This window comes from Kitasatospora sp. NEAU-CNBT7, from assembly GCF_057220535.1.
Genome location: NZ_JBXQQB010000001.1, coordinates 120,377 through 135,546, shown reverse-complemented (window position 1 = coordinate 135,546; position 15,170 = coordinate 120,377). Strand labels below are relative to the sequence as shown.

The 15,170-nt window shown below is 74.2% G+C and carries 13 protein-coding genes; 7 read left to right on the top strand and 6 right to left on the bottom strand.

From position 1 onward, the window contains the following. Positions 1 to 220: 220 nt before the first annotated feature. Positions 221 to 1,648 carry an MFS transporter gene (locus AC2TEW_RS00600; protein WP_484621272.1) on the top strand — a complete coding sequence of 476 codons (1,428 nt, stop codon included), beginning with the start codon at positions 221 to 223 and terminating at the stop codon, positions 1,646 to 1,648. 243 nt (positions 1,649 to 1,891) lie between these two features. Next, positions 1,892 to 2,419: a SixA phosphatase family protein gene (locus AC2TEW_RS00595; RefSeq protein WP_484621271.1), complete on the top strand. Its 528-nt coding sequence runs from the start codon at positions 1,892 to 1,894 to the stop codon at positions 2,417 to 2,419. A 58-nt stretch (positions 2,420 to 2,477) separates the two neighbouring features. On the opposite strand, the gene valS is transcribed toward AC2TEW_RS00595, so the two are convergent. After that, a complete protein-coding gene (gene valS / locus AC2TEW_RS00590) occupies positions 2,478 to 5,054 on the bottom strand; it encodes a valine--tRNA ligase (protein ID WP_484621270.1) in 2,577 nt (858 codons plus the stop codon). A gap of 97 nt (positions 5,055 to 5,151) precedes the next feature. Here valS and AC2TEW_RS00585 point away from each other — a divergent pair, with 97 nt between their 5' ends. After that, complete coding sequence (locus AC2TEW_RS00585; protein WP_484621269.1) at positions 5,152 to 5,736, top strand: hypothetical protein; 585 nt, start codon at positions 5,152 to 5,154, stop codon at positions 5,734 to 5,736. A 91-nt stretch (positions 5,737 to 5,827) separates the two neighbouring features. Here the strand turns inward: AC2TEW_RS00585 and AC2TEW_RS00580 are convergent, their stop codons facing one another. Further along, positions 5,828 to 6,955: a TolB family protein gene (locus AC2TEW_RS00580; RefSeq protein ID WP_484621268.1), complete on the bottom strand. Its 1,128-nt coding sequence runs from the start codon at positions 6,953 to 6,955 to the stop codon at positions 5,828 to 5,830. A 283-nt stretch (positions 6,956 to 7,238) separates the two neighbouring features. Between AC2TEW_RS00580 and AC2TEW_RS00575 the strand changes: the two genes are divergently transcribed. The 3 genes from AC2TEW_RS00575 to AC2TEW_RS00565 all read left to right on the top strand — a co-directional run bounded on the left by AC2TEW_RS00575 (position 7,239) and on the right by AC2TEW_RS00565 (position 10,668). Next, positions 7,239 to 7,748, top strand: a complete 510-nt coding sequence (locus AC2TEW_RS00575) for a DinB family protein (RefSeq protein WP_484621267.1) — start codon at positions 7,239 to 7,241, stop codon at positions 7,746 to 7,748. A 156-nt stretch (positions 7,749 to 7,904) separates the two neighbouring features. Then, a complete protein-coding gene (locus AC2TEW_RS00570; protein ID WP_484621621.1) occupies positions 7,905 to 8,720 on the top strand; it encodes a VOC family protein in 816 nt (271 codons plus the stop codon). A 181-nt stretch (positions 8,721 to 8,901) separates the two neighbouring features. Next, positions 8,902 to 10,668 carry a DUF8823 domain-containing protein gene (locus tag AC2TEW_RS00565; protein WP_484621266.1) on the top strand — a complete coding sequence of 589 codons (1,767 nt, stop codon included), beginning with the start codon at positions 8,902 to 8,904 and terminating at the stop codon, positions 10,666 to 10,668. A gap of 57 nt (positions 10,669 to 10,725) precedes the next feature. Here AC2TEW_RS00565 and gcvH read toward each other — a convergent pair whose 3' ends face one another. Both gcvH and AC2TEW_RS00555 read right to left on the bottom strand, forming a co-directional pair. Then, on the bottom strand, positions 10,726 to 11,118 hold the full coding sequence (gene gcvH / locus AC2TEW_RS00560; protein WP_484621265.1) for a glycine cleavage system protein GcvH: 393 nt from the start codon (positions 11,116 to 11,118) through the stop codon (positions 10,726 to 10,728). A 222-nt stretch (positions 11,119 to 11,340) separates the two neighbouring features. Continuing rightward, the gene (locus AC2TEW_RS00555) at positions 11,341 to 11,919 is read right to left on the bottom strand and encodes a TetR/AcrR family transcriptional regulator (protein WP_484621264.1); all 579 of its coding nucleotides are present in this window, start codon (positions 11,917 to 11,919) and stop codon (positions 11,341 to 11,343) included. A gap of 159 nt (positions 11,920 to 12,078) precedes the next feature. On the opposite strand from AC2TEW_RS00555, the gene AC2TEW_RS00550 reads away from it, so the two are divergent. Further along, positions 12,079 to 12,894, top strand: coding sequence for an NAD(P)H-binding protein (locus tag AC2TEW_RS00550; protein WP_484621263.1), 816 nt, complete (start codon positions 12,079 to 12,081; stop codon positions 12,892 to 12,894). Between the two features lie 60 nt (positions 12,895 to 12,954). Here the strand turns inward: AC2TEW_RS00550 and AC2TEW_RS00545 are convergent, their stop codons facing one another. Both AC2TEW_RS00545 and AC2TEW_RS00540 read right to left on the bottom strand, forming a co-directional pair. Next, the gene (locus tag AC2TEW_RS00545; RefSeq protein WP_484621262.1) at positions 12,955 to 14,490 is read right to left on the bottom strand and encodes a hypothetical protein; all 1,536 of its coding nucleotides are present in this window, start codon (positions 14,488 to 14,490) and stop codon (positions 12,955 to 12,957) included. A 10-nt stretch (positions 14,491 to 14,500) separates the two neighbouring features. Further along, complete coding sequence (locus AC2TEW_RS00540) at positions 14,501 to 15,097, bottom strand: hypothetical protein (protein WP_484621261.1); 597 nt, start codon at positions 15,095 to 15,097, stop codon at positions 14,501 to 14,503. Positions 15,098 to 15,170: the final 73 nt, after the last annotated feature.

The window sequence follows — 15,170 nt, the reverse complement described above, 5'->3', positions numbered from 1 at the left end:
ACCGAGCAGCCCTACCGTGGCAGACATCCCGTCATCCACGCCAGCTTCAGGGGGAGCCTTGCCGACGCCTGCCCGCACGCCCGCAACAGCCCGTACACCAGAGCCCGAAGCCGCGCCGGAGCCCGAGGCCGCACCCGGACCCGAAGCCGCGCCGGAGCCCGAGGCCGCACCCGGACCCGAAGCCGCGCCGGAGCCCGAGGCCGCACGCGGACCCGAAGCCATGCCGGAGCCGGAAGCCGCGCCGGGACTGCGGCGGCCGGTCCTGCTCGCCGTCGGCGCGTGCGTCCTGGTCGCCCAGAGCATGGTCGCCGCGATCAACCTGATGGTCCCGCAGCTCGCCTCCGCAGGGCTCGGCCTGAGTGCCGACCAGCTGATCTGGGCGGTCGACGCCTACGTGATCGTCTTCGCCGGACTGCTCATCCCGGCCGGGGCCCTCGGCGACCGGCACGGGCGGCGCGGCGCGCTGCTGGCCGGCCTCGCACTGTTCGCGGCCGGCGCGGCCCTCAGCGCGCTCGCCGACGGGCCCGCCGTCCTGATCGCCGGCCGCGCGGTCTCCGGTGCCGGAGCGGCCCTGATCATGCCCGCCACCATGTCGATCCTGGTCCAGCTGGCCGGCCCCGCCCACCGGGCGCGGGCGCTCGCGTCCTGGACCCTCGCCCTCGGCCTCGGCGGGCTGGCGGGCAACGTCGGCGGCGGCCTGGTCGCCCAGTACCTGCCCTGGCAGGCGCTGTTCTGGGCGATGCTCCCGCTGGCCGCCCTGCTCGCAACGGCCGTCGCCACCGTCGTCCCCGCCGTGCCCCGGCACCCGGCCACACCCGACGCCACCGGCTCCGCCCTGCTCACCGGCGGCCTGGCCGCCGTGCTGTACGGCATCATCGAGGGCCCTTCGCGCGGCTGGGCCTCGGCGCAGGTACTGACCGCCTTCGCCGCCGGCACCCTGCTGCTGGCCGCCTTCACCGGGTACGCGCTGCGCGCCCGGCACCCGCTGGTCGACCCGCGGCTGTTCGGCAACCGGCGGCTGCGCTCGGCGGCCCTCGGCTCCGCCGCGAGCTTCTTCGGCCTGTTCGCGCTCTTCTACGTCAACTCTCAGTACCTGCAGTACGTCAAGGGCTACTCGGCGGCGCTCACCGGCCTGGCGATCGTGCCGCTCACCGTCGGCATGGCGCTGGCGCCCCGGGCCGCGGTCCGGATCCAGGCCCGGTACGGACCGCGGCCGCTGATCGGCGGCGGGCTGCTGCTGATCGGGATCGGACTGCTCGGCGTCTCCACCGCCGACGCCGGTACTCCGTACCCGCTCTACGCCGTCCACCTGCTGGTGCTCTCCGCGGGCATGGGGCTGTCCGCACCCGCCCTCGCGTACGGGGTGGTGTCCGAACTCCCGCCCGGCCGAGCCGGGTTGGGCGCCGGGCTGAACACCGCGGCGCGGGAGGCCGGAGCGGCACTCGGCGTCGCCGTGGTCGGCACCCTGCTGGCCGCCCGGGCCGGCGGCCCCGGGCCGGCGGCCGACCGGTTCACCGCGGGGATGGGTACTGGGCTGCGGGTGGTCGCCGTGGTGGTGCTGCTGGCGGCCGCCCTCGCGACGGCCGGTTACCGGGCCGACCGGACACCCACGGCCGCCGCACCCCTCGCCGACACCCCGGACCACTAGGCCGACCGCGCGGGCCGACCGCCCGGGCCGACCGCGCAGCCGACCGCCCGGCGGGTACGGGGTGCCTGGTGCCGGGTGCCGATGGACGGGCCCGGGCGGGGGCGGCCGACGGGGTGTCCCGGGGTGTCCCGGGGTGTCCCGGGGTGCTCCGGACCCCGGGCGGGTGCGGGACGGGCCGAACGCCGAGCGTCGGTTCGGCGCGTGAACTCCCGTCCGGCCCGCCGAAGGCGCACACTTGGCCTCATGACGGCTGCTGCCCACCCCGCCCGGCTGATCGTCCTACGGCACGCCAAGGCCGCCTGGCCGGACGTGCCGGACCACGAGCGCCCGCTCGCCGAGAAGGGGCGGATCGACGCCCCCGCGGCCGGCCGCTGGCTGCGGGACTGCGGCCGCGCCCCCGACCTGGTGATCTGCTCGCCCGCCCGCCGCACCCGGGAGACCTGGGAGCTGGCCGCCGCCGAACTGGATGCCGAACCCGAGGTGGTGTACGACCCCCGGGCGTACCGGGCCGACGCCGAGGACCTGCTCGACGTGGTGCGCAAGGTCCCGGAGGAGCGCCGCACCGTGCTGCTGGTCGGCCACCGGCCGGCCGTCCAGGACCTGGTGCTGCTGCTCGCGGTCGAGCGGACCGACGAACCTTCCACCCGGGTCCGGGAGAAGTACCCGACGGCGGCCGCCGCCGTGCTGGCACTGCCCGGCACCTGGGCACAGCTCGGGCCGGGCAGCGCGCTGCTGACCGAGTTCGTGGTGCCGCGCGGCACGGCCGGCTGAGCGTCCGCCGGGCCCCGGTGGACGCCCGGAGCCCGGTGGACGCCCGGAGGCCGGGCCGTCAGAAGCTGACCGTGACGGCCAGCTGCGGATCCTCGCCGGGCACCGTGCGCAGCTCCTCGATCCGGCCGGCCGCGCGGACGTCGCCGAGGGCGAGCGTGAGCCGGTCCAGCGCCGGGCGCGGCCCGGTGACCACGGCCAGCGCCACCTCGGCCCGCATCGACAGCTGCGCCTGCGACTTGGCCTTGCGCACCCCGGCGATGGCCTGCGCGGCGGTGGCCAGCACCGCGCGGTCGGCCGGCCCGGCGACCTCGCGCAGCTCCTCGGCCCGCGGCCACTCGGCCCGGTGCACCGAGCCCTCCTGCCACCAGGACCAGACCTCCTCGGTGGCGAACGGCAGGAACGGCGCGAACAGCCGCAGCTGCACCGACAGCGCGAGGGCGAGCGCGGCCCTGGCCGAGTCCGCCGCCCGGTCGCCCTGCTCGCCGTACGCCCGGGACTTGACCAGTTCGAGGTAGTCGTCGCAGAAGTGCCAGAAGAACTGCTCGGCCCCCTCCAGCGCCCGGGCGTAGTCGAACTCCTCGAAGGCCGCGGTGGCGGCCTCGACGGTGGCGGCGAGTTCGGCCAGCAGCGCGGCGTCCAGCGGTTCGGTGATCTGCGCCGGGCCGCCGGCGGCCCCGAGGCCGAGGACGAACCGGCTGGCGTTGAGCACCTTGACCGCCAGCCGGCGGCCGATCTTCATCCGGCCGACGTCGAAGGCGGTGTCGGTCCCCGGCCGCCCGCTGGCCGCCCAGTACCGGACGGCGTCCGAGCCGTGCCGCACCAGCAGGTCGGTGGGGGTGACGACGTTGCCGACCGACTTCGACATCTTCTTGCGGTCAGGGTCCAGGATCCAGCCGGAGATCGCGGCGTGCCGCCACGGCAGCACCCCGTGCTCGCTGTGCGCGCGGACCACCGAGGAGAACAGCCAGGTCCGGATGATCTCGTGCGCCTGCGGGCGCAGGTCCATCGGGAAGACCCGGGCGAACAGGTCCTCGTCGCGCTCCCAACCGGCCGCGATCTGCGGGGTCAGCGAGGACGTCGCCCAGGTGTCCATGACGTCCGGGTCGGCGGTGAAACCGCCCGGGCGGTCCCGCTGCGCGGGCTCGTACCCGGCGGGGGTGTCGCTGCTCGGGTCGACCGGCAGCGCCGACTCCGGCGGGGTCAACGGCCGCCCGTGGTCCGGGTTCCCGTCGGCGTCGAGCGGGTACCAGACCGGGATCGGGACGCCGAAGTACCGCTGCCGGCTGACCAGCCAGTCACCGTTCAGGCCCTCTGCCCAGCTGTCGTAGCGGACCTTCATGTGCGGCGGGTGCCAGGACAGTTCGCTGCCGCGGGCGAGGAGTTCGGCGCGCAGCCGCTCGTCGCGGCCGCCGTTGCGCAGGTACCACTGGCGGGTGGTGACGATCTCCAGCGGCCGGTCGCCCTTCTCGTAGAACTTGACCGGGTGGCTGATCTGCCGTGGTTCGCCGACCAGTTCGCCGCTGTCGCGGAGCAGCGCGACGATCCGCTCCCGGGCGGTGTGCACGGTCGCGCCGGCCAGGTGGGCGTAGGCGGTGCGGGCGGGTCCGGAGTCCAGGGCGGCCGGCGGCTCGGCGGCGAGCCGGCCGTCGCGGCCGAGCACCGGGCGGGTGTCCAGCCGCAGTTCGCGCCACCAGACCACGTCGGTGGTGTCGCCGAAGGTGCAGACCATGGCGATGCCGGTGCCCTTCGCCGGATCGGCGAGCCGGTGCGCGAGGACCGGGACCTCGGCGCCGAACAGCGGGGTCCGCACCCGGGTGCCGAACAGCGGCCGGTAGCGGGCGTCGTCGGGGTGCGCGACCAGGGCGACGCAGGCCGGCAGCAGTTCGGGCCGGGTGGTGTCGATCTCCAGCGGCGGCGCGCCGTCCGGCCGGGCGAACAGCAGCCGGTGGTAGGCCCCCGGCCGTTCGCGGTCCTCCAGCTCGGCCTGGGCGACGGCGGTCCCGAAGGTGACGTCCCACAGGGTCGGCGCCTCGGCCGGGTACGCCTCACCGCGGGCCAGGTTGCGCAGGAACGCCCGCTGCGAGGCGGCGCGGGCCGGGGCGCCGACGGTCCGGTACGTCATCGTCCAGTCGACCGACAGCCCCATGCGCTGCCAGAGCTCCTCGAAGGCCGTCTCGTCGGTGGCGGTGAGCCGCTCGCACAGCTCGGTGAAGTTCCGCCGGGAGACCGGGACCTGCTCCCGGCCGGGCTTGCCGGGCTTGCCGGGCTCGCCGGGCGGGACGAAGTGCGGGTCGTACGGAAGCGAGGGGTCGCACCGGACGCCGAAGAAGTTCTGCACCCGGCGCTCGGTGGGCAGGCCGTTGTCGTCCCACCCCATCGGATAGAAGACCGCGCGGCCGCGCATCCGCTGGTAGCGGGCGACGGCGTCGGTGTGGGTGTAGGAGAAGACGTGGCCGACGTGGAGCGAACCGCTGACGGTCGGCGGCGGGGTGTCGATCGAGAAGACCTGGTCCCTGGTCCTGGACCGGTCGAAGCGGTATACGCCCGACTCGTCCCAGCGCCGCGACCACTTCTCTTCGAGCCCGTCGAGGGAGGGCTGCTCGGGGACGTCGGGAAGACGAGGCAGATGCGTCATGCCACCGCATGCTAACCGCGGCGCGCCGGCCGCCGCCGGGCATTTTCGGCCCGGCGGGGGATGTGGGGGAGCCGTCGGGGCTGGTAGGCAAGGGTGCGTGCGTTTCGACAGTGTTCCCAAGCCCCCGCAGGTCGAGGCCAGGCCTCACGACGGCCGCGGCTACCCCGTTCCCGCGATCACGCCCTGGGAGGACGGCCTCCCGCAGTTCGCGCTCACCGACCACGGGCGCAGCGCCGACTGCGCCCGCGGACGGCTGTGCTCGGTGTGCAACACGCTGATGCCCCGCGGCCCGGTCTGGCGGGTGGTCGGCGCCACCGAGAGCGCGGCCATCGCCGAGGCCCTGGCGGCCGGCCGCCCGTACCGGAACCTCGCGCCGACCCTGGAGGGCCCCGGCCACCGCGCGTGCATGCTGTACGCCTCGATGGTCTGCCCCTACCTGGCCCGCCCGAACGCCCGCCGCAGCCTGTCGGCCGACGGCACGGACGAGCTGACCGCGCACGTGGTGCGCGGCACCGCCCGCGGCGGGAGCGGCGCGGTGGTCGGCTTCGGCGACTACGAGTACGCGGTCACCCCGGACAAGGTGCTGTTCCGCTTCCTGGACCTGGTCGAGTACCTGCCGCACGACACGGCCGACACCCACCTCGCCGAGCTGCGGGCCGAACTGGCCCGCCGCCCCGCCTGACCCGCCCGGCCTGACCCGCCCTGCCTGACCCGCCGTGCCTGACCTGCCGTGCCTGACCCGCCCGGCCTGACCCGCCCGGCGGGTCCCCGGGTCAGTGCTTGCCGGCGCGGTACGCGGGCAGGCCCGGGTAGGTGGAGACCTGGACCGGGGCCGCGCCGCCGTGGGCCGGGAGGGTGGCGATGCCACCGGGCGTGCGGACGGCGATGGTCCGGCCGTCGGGGGAGAACGCGGGCTCGGTGTAGTCGGTGGTGGCGTTCGGGGTGAGGTCCTTGGCGCTCGTGCCCGAGCCGGTCCACTCGAAGATGTGGTCGTGACCGCCGACCGACCGGACGAAGACGGTCTCCTTGCCGTCGGGCGACAGGGCCGGCTGGGACCCCGTGCCGATCGGGCCGCCCTGCTGGCGCAGGTAGTCGTCGCGGATGTACACCTCGCCGGTGTCGGGGTTGGCGTACACCGAGGAGCCGGCCTCGCCGCCGCCGTTCGGCCAGGTGTTACCGGTCTGCGGGAGCGGCTTCACGTCCGGGTCCGCCGGGGTGCCCAGCCCGAGCTGCTCGGGGGTGCCGCCCGGGGTGGTGGCACCGACCCGCTCCAGCCGGGAGACTCCTCCCTTGACCGCGGCGAAGATGATGTTGTTCTTGGCGGGGATGCGGCTCAGGTCGTCGGCGGCGGCGACCTGCCAGGTCGGGTGGGACCAGGTCTCGCCGCCGGGGTTCTTGGCGACCACGATGCGGCCGCTGCCGTCCGGGCCGGAGACCACCAGGTCGCCGGAGCCGTTCACGAAGGCCGCCTTGCTGCCGTCCGGGGACCACGCGAGGTCCCGGACGACGGTGCCGAAGTTCACCGACACGCCGTTCATCAGCACGTACTGGGTTCCGTTGCTGATGGTCAGTCCGTTCCCGGCGGTGCCGTTGACCGCGGCGGCGGTGGGCGTCGTCCCGGCAGGCTTGGGCGCCGAGGGGCTGACGGTGGCGGACGGGGTCGGAGCCGTGGTCGGTGTGGCCGAGGCGGAGGCCGAGGCCGGGGCAGAGGTCGGGGCCGAGGTGGCCGGGGCCGCGGTCGGCGTCGCCGGGCCGGTGGTGGCGGCGCTCGCCGAGGCGCCGCGAGCGGCGGAGCCCGAGGCGGGCTCGGGGTCGCAGGCGGTCAGCAGCGCCACCCCGGCGGTGACGGCGAGGGCGATGGCGACGGCGGAGCGGTTGCGCATGCGGGTGCGAGCAGACATGAGACGGTTCCCCCCGGAACGGTACTGACGGCGGTGGTGGAGTGTCACCGATCGAGCCGCGCCGTCATTCCCTGGGCGTTGGACGCCCGTTCGACCTGTCGCTGCTCCGTGTGATGAGAGAAGTCTGGCAAGCGCGCGTCTTTGATCTGTATGCCGCCTGTCACGGCCCTGCAACACCGTCAGTTCCCCTCCCGCGGAGGCGCCTTCCCGGCCCGGACGCGAGGCTGTGGAAGGGTGGAAAAGCGCCGGTGAGAGCCGGACGGACCCGGGAGGCAGGCACGTCATGACACCTCATCAGAACCCCGCCGGCGGCGAGCGCGCCGACCTGCTGGAGACCCTCGCCAAGCACCGCGGCTTCCTGCGGCACACCGTCCGCGGCCTCAGCGACGAGCAGGCGGCGCTGCGCACCACGGTGAGCGAGCTGTGCCTGGGCGGACTGATCAAGCACGTCGCCGGGGTGGAGGCCCGTTGGATGCGGTTCGCGACCGGCGGCGCCGAGGCGATGCGCAGCGAACCGATCGACTGGGCGGGCCAGTTCCGGATGCTCCCCGGCGAGACGCTGGACGGCCTGCTGGACGCGTACGAGCGGGTGGCCCGGGAGACCGACGAGCTGGTCGTCACCCTGCCCGACCTCGACCAGGCGCACCCGCTCCCGGAGGCCCCGTGGTTCGAGCCGGGCGCCAGCTGGTCGGTGCGCCGGGTGCTGCTGCACATCATCGCGGAGACCTCCCAGCACGCCGGTCACGCCGACATCATCCGTGAGTCCCTGGACGGCGCGAAGACCATGGGCTGACCGCCCGGGCCCCGACACTGCCCGGACCGCGGAGACGCCCGGATCGCAGAGATGCCCGGACCGCAGAGAGGAGTCGACGCCGTGCCAGGGCAACCCGGGGACACACCGTCCGAGGGCACACCGGTGGAGGCCGGGCCCGCCGTGAGCGGGCCCGCGGTGGAAGGCCCCGCCGAGGGCAGGCCGTGCTGGGTCGACGGGAGGTTCGCCGATCAGGCGGCCGCGCAGTGCTTCTACGGGGACGTACTGGGCTGGACCTTCGTCCAGCGCCCGCCGGAGTCCGGCGGCGGCGCCCGGGCGTACGCGGACGGCAGGGCGGTGGCGGACCTCGTCCCCCCGCCGCCCGGTCAGGAGGGCCGCTCGGCCTGGTGCCTGTCCTTCGCCTCGCCCGACGCCGGAGCCACCGCGCGGCGGATCCGCGCGGCCGGCGGCCGGGTGCTGACCGGGCCGGCCGAGGCCGGCCGGCCCGGTACGGTGCTGCTGGCGTCGGACCCGGGCGGGGTGCCGTTCGGGGTCCGGCAGACCGGCGGCCCCGCGGACGTCGAGTGGCGCGGCGAGCCCGGCGGCTTCTCCTGGGCCGAGGTGTACACCCGCGATCCCGCGGCCTCCGATGCCTTCTTCCCGGCGGTGTTCCCGTACGGCGTGCGCCGGATGGAGGACGGCGGACTCGACTTCAAGGTCTTCGACCTCGACGGCGAGCCGGTGCTGGGACGGCTGGCGATGACGGACGAGTTCCCGCCCGGCCTGCCGCCGTACATCGGCGTGTACTTCACCGTCCGGGACTGCGACGCGGCCGTCGCGGCCACCCTGGAACGCGGCGGACGGACGGTCTTCGGCCCGCTGGACAGCCCCTTCGGCCGGTTCGCCGCGCTGATCGACCCGCACGGCGCCCCCTTCGCCGTACTGGACCCGGCCGGGCCGCCCGGCGAACTGCCCGTCCTGCCCACCCTGCCTGCCCTGCCCGAACCGGGCTGAGCCGGACTGAGCCGGGCCGAGCTGGGGCCGGGCCGGGCCGGGCTGAGCCGGGTGCCCGCGTGCCGCCCGGCGGTACCGGCGGCGGCGTTCCGGGGGACGGCGCGGTGTGTCCGGCCGGGGACCGCCCGCTCCCGCGGTGTCCACTGGTCCTGTCACCGTCCGCCGCCGCGAGAGAGATCCGATGACCACCTGGGAGACGGCTCCCCGGGCCGCCACCGGGCGCCCCTCACCCGCCCGGCGCTCCCCGCGATTCCTGCGCTCCTCGCGCGGCCGGCCGGTGGCCGCCGCGGCCCTGCTGGCCGCCGCCCTGCTCGGGCTGTGGGCGCTGTTCCTCGCCGCCGACGCGGGGGACCTCGCCGCCCAGTACGCCTGGACGGAGTTCACCAGCCGCTACCCGGACGCCGCGTACAACCTCTCCTGGTACGGCGGCATGCACCCCGCCTCGTACAGCCTCATCGCGCCGTACCTGATGGGCTGGCTCGGGGTCCGGACCACCGGCGTGCTGGCCGGGACGGTGTCGGCGGCGCTGGCCGCCGGTCTGCTGGTGCGCGCGCCGCTGCGCCGCCCGATGGCGCCGGCGCTGTGGACCGCCGTCGCGTTGTGCGCCAACATCGCCTCCGGGCGGGTCACCTTCGCGGTCGGCGTCGCCTTCGGCCTCGCGGCGCTCGGCGCGGTCCTGCCGCCCGCCCGCCCGGCCCGCCCCCGGCCGTGCGCCGGGCCCTTCCTGGCCGGGACCCCGCGTCCCGCCGCTGCCTTCCTGCTCGCCGTGCTCGCCACCATGAGCAGCCCCGTCGCCGGGCTGTTCCTGTGCGTGGCCGCGGCCGCCCTGGCGCTGACCCGGACAGGCCCCGGACGTCACCGTGAGGCGCTCACCCTCATGGTGGGCCCGGTGCTGGTGGTCGGCGGCACCGCGCTGGTCTTCCCGTTCCACGGCATCCAGCCCTTCGACTGGTGGCTCGCCTTCCCCGTCACCGCGTCCGCCGTCGCCGTCGCCGCCCTGGTCCCGGCCAGGTGGCGCACGGTGCGCCGCGGCGCGGCGGTGTACGCGGCCGGGGTGGCCCTCACCTGGGCGGTGCCCTCGCCGGTCGGCAGCAACGTGGAACGGCTGTCGCTGCTGTTCGCCGGGACGGTGCTGCTCGCCGCACTCCTCGAAGCCACCCCGCGCGGGCGCCGCCAGGCCGCCCTGCTGGTGGCCGGGGGGCGCCGGACCATCCTGCCGGTGGCCGGGCGCCGCCGAACCATCCTGCTGGTGGCCTTCCTGGCGGTCGCCGCCTGGCAGGTCGGCAAGCCGATCGGCGACCTGATCACCACCGTGCCCTCCGCCCGGGCGGCCCGCTCCACCGCACCCCTGCTCGGCGAACTGCGCCGGATCGGCGCCGACCGCGGCCGGATCGAGGTCGTCCCGCTCCGCTCCCACCAGGAGGCCTCCGGCCTCGCCCCGTACGTCAACCTGGCCCGCGGCTGGAACCGGCAGGCCGACGTGGCCCGCAACCCGGTCTTCTACCAGGACCGCCCCCTCACCGCGGACGCGTACCACGCCTGGCTGCGCAACTGGGGCGTCGGCTACGTCGTCCTGCCCGCCGCCGCGCCCGATGACGCGGCCGTCGACGAGGCCGGGATCGTCGCCGCCGGACCACCCTGGCTGAACGAGATCTGGCACGACGAAGGCTGGCGGCTGTTCCGGGTCACCGACGGCGTGCCGCTGGCCGAACCGCCTGCAACGGTCCGCCGGGCCGGGCCCGCCACCCTCACCGTCGAGGTCCCGCGGGCCGGCCCGGTCCTGCTGCGCATCCCGTGGTCACCGTGGCTCGGCATCGAGGGCGCGCGCGGCGGCGACCGCGGCTGCCTCGCCGAGTCCGGCGAGTGGACCGTGCTGCACGCCGCCGCGCCCGGCACCTACCTGGTCGGCGCCCGGTACGGGCTGACCCGCGGCAACCCCTGCATGTAGCGGGCGCGGGGCCCGGGCCGCGCCGGGCTCCGCTCGGCGGACGCCCGGGAGCCTGCGCTAGGACTCCTGCATGACGAAGTCCCGGTACTGGGCGGCGGTGAGCAGCCCGTCGAGCTCCTTCGGGTCGGACATCTCGACCTGGATCAGCCAGCCGTCGCCATAGGGGTCGGTGTTGACCTGCTCGTGCTCGTCGTGGAGGCTCTCGTTGATCGCGGAGATCTTGCCCGTCACCGGCATGAAGATCTCGGACACCGACTTGACCGACTCCACACTGCCGAACGGCTCGTTCTGCTCCAGCCGGTCACCCGACTTGGGCAGCTCGACGTAGACGATGTCGCCGAGCTGGCGCTGCGCGTGGTCGGTGATGCCGACCTGCACCTGACTCTTGCCCATCGAGCGCACCCACTCGTGGTCCTTGCTGTACTTGAGGTCGTCCGGGACGTTCGCCATGCCAGCCTCCACAGAAGTCAGAAGTCGTCCGGGCGGCGCCGTCACCGACCGCCGCCGTGACGACCGGGACGATCGGGACGAGGCGCCAGCGGAGAGCCTGCTACAGCGCGCGGCCCCGGGCCGGGACGTTCGCCCGCAGGGGTGAGTCGGACCCGGCGACGAGGGCTGCCGCGGCCCGCCCCGAGCCGTCCCGGCCTGTTCCGGGCCGGCTGTGGCGGACCGTCAGGTGAGCGAGTCGATCCAGCGCTCCAGCCGGCGGCCCTCGACGGCCATCAGCTCGGGGTCGCGCAGGGTGTTGGTGAGCAGCGAGATCCCCTGGTACGCGGCGACCAGCGCGACCGCGAGTTCGCGGGCGTCCTCGCGTCCCATCGCCCGGAACTGCTGCTCGGCCCAGTCGATGAGCGCCCCGATCACCTTGGCGACGGCCTGGTCGAGGCCGTCCGCGCGCTTGTCGAGCTCCGAGGCGAGTGAACCGGTCGGACAGCCGTGGCGGGCGGTGAGTTCGCGCTGCTCGATCCATCCGTTGAGCAGTGCCTTCAGCCGGTCCTGCGGGGTCTCGAGGGCGTCGAGTGCGCCGATCAGGGCGGCGAGGCTCTGTGCGTGGGCGTCGATCGCCGCCTCGACCAGCTCGTTCTTGGTCTTGAAGTAGTAGTAGACGTTGCCGACCGGCACGTCGGCGGCCCGGGCGATGTCGGCGAGCGTGGTCTGTTCGACGCCCTGCTCGTGCAGGACCTGGGCGGCGGCGGCCGCCAGCCGCTCCCGCTTGCCCGAGGAACGCCGGGCAGTTTTTGAGTGAGTCACCTGACTGACTGTAGACGTGCGCCCCGGGGAGCGGCTAGGGTCTCAACCAAGTCAGCCAACTAACTCACTAGTGTGCCGACTCGCTCACTCACCAACTCAGTTGCCATTTCAACTGCCAATTCAGCTGCCAGCTCAGCTGCCGACCCGCGGGGGTTTCTCATGATCGTTGTGACGGGTGCGACCGGGAACGTCGGCCAGGAACTGGTCCGGATCCTCACCGAGGCCGGCGAACAGGTGACCGCGGTCTCCCGCCGTCCGGCTCCGCTGCCCGACGGTGTCCGGCACGTGGCGGCCGACCTCGCCGACCCGCCGAGCCTGCGCCCGGCGCTGGACGGCGCCGACGCGCTGTTCCTGCTGGTCGCCGGCGAGGACCCGCAGGGCATCCTCGACCTCGCCGCGGCGGGCGGCGTGCGCCGGGTCGTCCTGCTCTCCTCGCAGGGCGCCGGGACCAGGCCCGAGGTCTACCGCCACCCGGTCGCGTTCGAGGAGGCGGTACGCCGCTCCGCCCTGGACTGGACCGTCCTGCGCTCCGGGGGCCTGAACTCCAACGCCTTCGCCTGGACCGGGCCGATCCGCGAGCAGCGGACGGCGGCCGCGCCCTTCGGCGACGTCGCCTTGCCGACCGTCGACCCCGCGGACGTCGCCGAGGTCGCGGCGGCGGTCCTGCGCGGAGGCGGCCACACCGGCCGGACGTACGACCTGACCGGACCCGCCGCCGTCAGCCCGCGCCAGCGGGCCGAGGCGATCGGCGAGGCGCTGGGAAGCCCGGTGCGGTTCGTCGAGCAGACCCGCGCCGAGGCCCGCGCGCAGATGCTGGCCTTCATGCCCGAACCGGTGGTGGACGGCACCCTCGCCATCCTCGGCCGGCCGCTGCCCGCCGAGCAGGAGGTGAGCCCCGCCGTCGAACACATCCTCGGCCGCCCGCCCCGCACCTTCGCCTCCTGGGCCACCCGGACGGCCCCGGCCTTCCGCTGACCCGCAGCCGGGCGGGCCTGCCGTCCCGCGGGGATCGCCGACTGAGGCAGTGCGGTCGGATCAGGGTGCGGCGGCAGTGTTACCGGTGGTCTGTTTCGGTGAGGAGGCCGTCGAGGCCGAGCCGAGTGATGGCCTCCTCGAAGGTGCTCCACACGCGTTCAGAGAAGGAGAAGAACTGGCCGAAATCGGTTCGGGTGGGGCCGGGTTCGGACCACGCGTGGGGCCCGGGGCCTCATTGTCGGACTGTGCCCCGGCCAGCGCTGCCACCCTGCCGAAGGGAAGGTGTCCTGAGGCCTTGCCTGTCTCGTCTCTCCGCATGGCGGTCATGGACAGCTCGGCGAGGCGGGGGAGAAAGGTGACGTTGAGCCGCTCCATCGGGTGCAGCAGCCCGCGTTCGCAGGTCTCCGCGGTCCATACCGTGTAGCGGGCTCGTGGGTAGGCCGTGTTGATGCCGATCTCACCCTTGGGGATCGTGCCGTTGAACGGGGTCGGGATGCCTTCGGCATTCCAGTACGTCCAAGCCTCAAGGGCCTTGGCCTGCTCGAAGGCGAGGTAGAGCTGGGGGTAGCGGTGGACGATGCGCATCTCACGGAAGATGAGCTGGCCCAGCAGGTGTGGTGCGGTCACTGCGACGGTGTCGAAGTCCGCGTCGCGGAAGGTGAATGACGCCGCATCCTGGCCTGGCGCGAGCGCCACAGTGGCGAACAGGTGTGACAGCCGCTGCCTGGTGTAGCGGGCCACCTTGGAGGCCAGGTTGGCCTCGATCTGCCCGACGAGTCGGAGGAGGCGTTCGTGTCCCGGGTTGAAGCGGGACAGGTCGAAGAGCTGGTCCATGCCTTGCACCGCGGAGAAGGCCAGCCGCTTGTAGAGGCGGTTGTTCATCTCTCCGAGCTGGGCGTACGCCTCGGTCTCGGGGGTCGCGGAGTGGAGCACCAGGTACTCGGACAGCACCTCGAAGTAGAGGTAGCCGAGGAACGGCACGGCCGGCACTGTGTCGGCGAGCCAGTCGATGAAATCGGCTTCCGGCGTCTGCTTGCCGGCGGCGTTGGCCAGGAGCGTGTCGAGGAAGGGCGCCGCTGCACGGAGTCGGTTCAGTACTGCTCGGCGGAGCTGGGTGTCTTCGGGCTCGGTGAGGAAGCTGCGGTGGGTGAGGTAGGTCCGTAGGTGGATGGCGCCCAGTCGGAGGTAGTCGATCCCCTTGGGCGGCACAGGAGCGTCGGGGGTGATCTCGAAGACCAGGGTGCGGGTGTGCTTCTTGGTCTCCAGCAGGTAGGTGCCCAAGTTGTGGGGTCGCAGGCCGGCGGGCTCGGGGGTGAGGGGAGCGCAGTAGAGGGCCGCGACCAGGCAGCCGGTGGAGGCGTACAGGTGTCCGCTGGCTCGGATCGCGTGCAGGGCCACGGTGGTGTGCATCAGGTGGATGGGGCGGCCAGTGGCCAGCGTCTTGGTCATGGCGTTGCCGCTCAGGAGCCAGCCGTTGGGCGTCCCGTGTTCGAGGTGGTGGCGCCAGTCGGCTTCGTTCTCGGCGAGGCCGGAGGGGCCGGGCCGTGTAACGCTGCTGGTGTGGTCGGTGTGGGCGTTGTCCCACTCGTGGTGCATGGACGGCCTCCTACTGCCGGGGGTTGAGGATCTGGCTGGCGTGGATGAGTGCGCCGTGGTTGGTGGCGCCGTCGAGCCGGGCCTGTTCGCTTCGGATGACCAGGTCGAAGGCGACGGGATGGAGCCATGCGGGGATGACGATGCGTAGGTGGGACGGGTCGGGCCACCAGAGGGCGAGAGGGAGCCGGTAGCGGTCCAGGCAGTCGGCTGCCTTCAGCAGGTCGATCAAGTGGGGCGCCCGCTGGTAGGCGAGGTTCTGCTGCGAGGTGAAGTCCGCGTACGGGACGTCGTGGAGGCCGATCGCGGCGGCTGCCTGCGGGGAGAGATCGGGCGGGAGTTCGCGGCCGAGCATGGTGGCCACGGCAGGTTGGTTGCGGGTGAACCAGAGTGCTGCCCGTCGGCCGTGTCCGGGATCGTCGCGGTCGTCGCACCGCCGGCAGTCGTGGACCGCTGCGGCGGCGCACAGAGCTGCAGTGTGATCGCGGTCGAGTCCGTACTCCTGGGCGAGCAGACCGGCGAGCAGAGAGACTCGGGCGTTGTGCCGGATGCCGTGGATGGAGTCGACGAGCCGGGGCTCCGTGAACCAGGTGACGTCCGGTACCAGCATGAGCGGCGGATGTGGCAGGGTGGGCGGCGCGGCTGAGGCTTGGGGTCGGTTTCTGGCGATCCAGGCGAGTGTG

Excerpts from the sequence above, each read along its gene's own strand:
- AC2TEW_RS00600 (WP_484621272.1), top strand. The coding sequence starts at position 221 with ATGCCGGAGCCGGAAGCCGCGCCGGGACTGCGGCGGCCGGTCCTGCTC.
- AC2TEW_RS00595 (WP_484621271.1), top strand. The coding sequence starts at position 1,892 with ATGACGGCTGCTGCCCACCCCGCCCGGCTGATCGTCCTACGGCACGCC.
- valS (WP_484621270.1), bottom strand. The coding sequence starts at position 5,054 with ATGACGCATCTGCCTCGTCTTCCCGACGTCCCCGAGCAGCCCTCCCTC.
- AC2TEW_RS00580 (WP_484621268.1), bottom strand. The coding sequence starts at position 6,955 with ATGTCTGCTCGCACCCGCATGCGCAACCGCTCCGCCGTCGCCATCGCC.
- AC2TEW_RS00575 (WP_484621267.1), top strand. The coding sequence starts at position 7,239 with ATGACACCTCATCAGAACCCCGCCGGCGGCGAGCGCGCCGACCTGCTG.
- AC2TEW_RS00565 (WP_484621266.1), top strand. The coding sequence starts at position 8,902 with ATGACCACCTGGGAGACGGCTCCCCGGGCCGCCACCGGGCGCCCCTCA.
- gcvH (WP_484621265.1), bottom strand. The coding sequence starts at position 11,118 with ATGGCGAACGTCCCGGACGACCTCAAGTACAGCAAGGACCACGAGTGG.
- AC2TEW_RS00550 (WP_484621263.1), top strand. The coding sequence starts at position 12,079 with ATGATCGTTGTGACGGGTGCGACCGGGAACGTCGGCCAGGAACTGGTC.
- AC2TEW_RS00545 (WP_484621262.1), bottom strand. The coding sequence starts at position 14,490 with ATGCACCACGAGTGGGACAACGCCCACACCGACCACACCAGCAGCGTT.
- AC2TEW_RS00540 (WP_484621261.1), bottom strand. The coding sequence starts at position 15,097 with ATGCTGGTACCGGACGTCACCTGGTTCACGGAGCCCCGGCTCGTCGAC.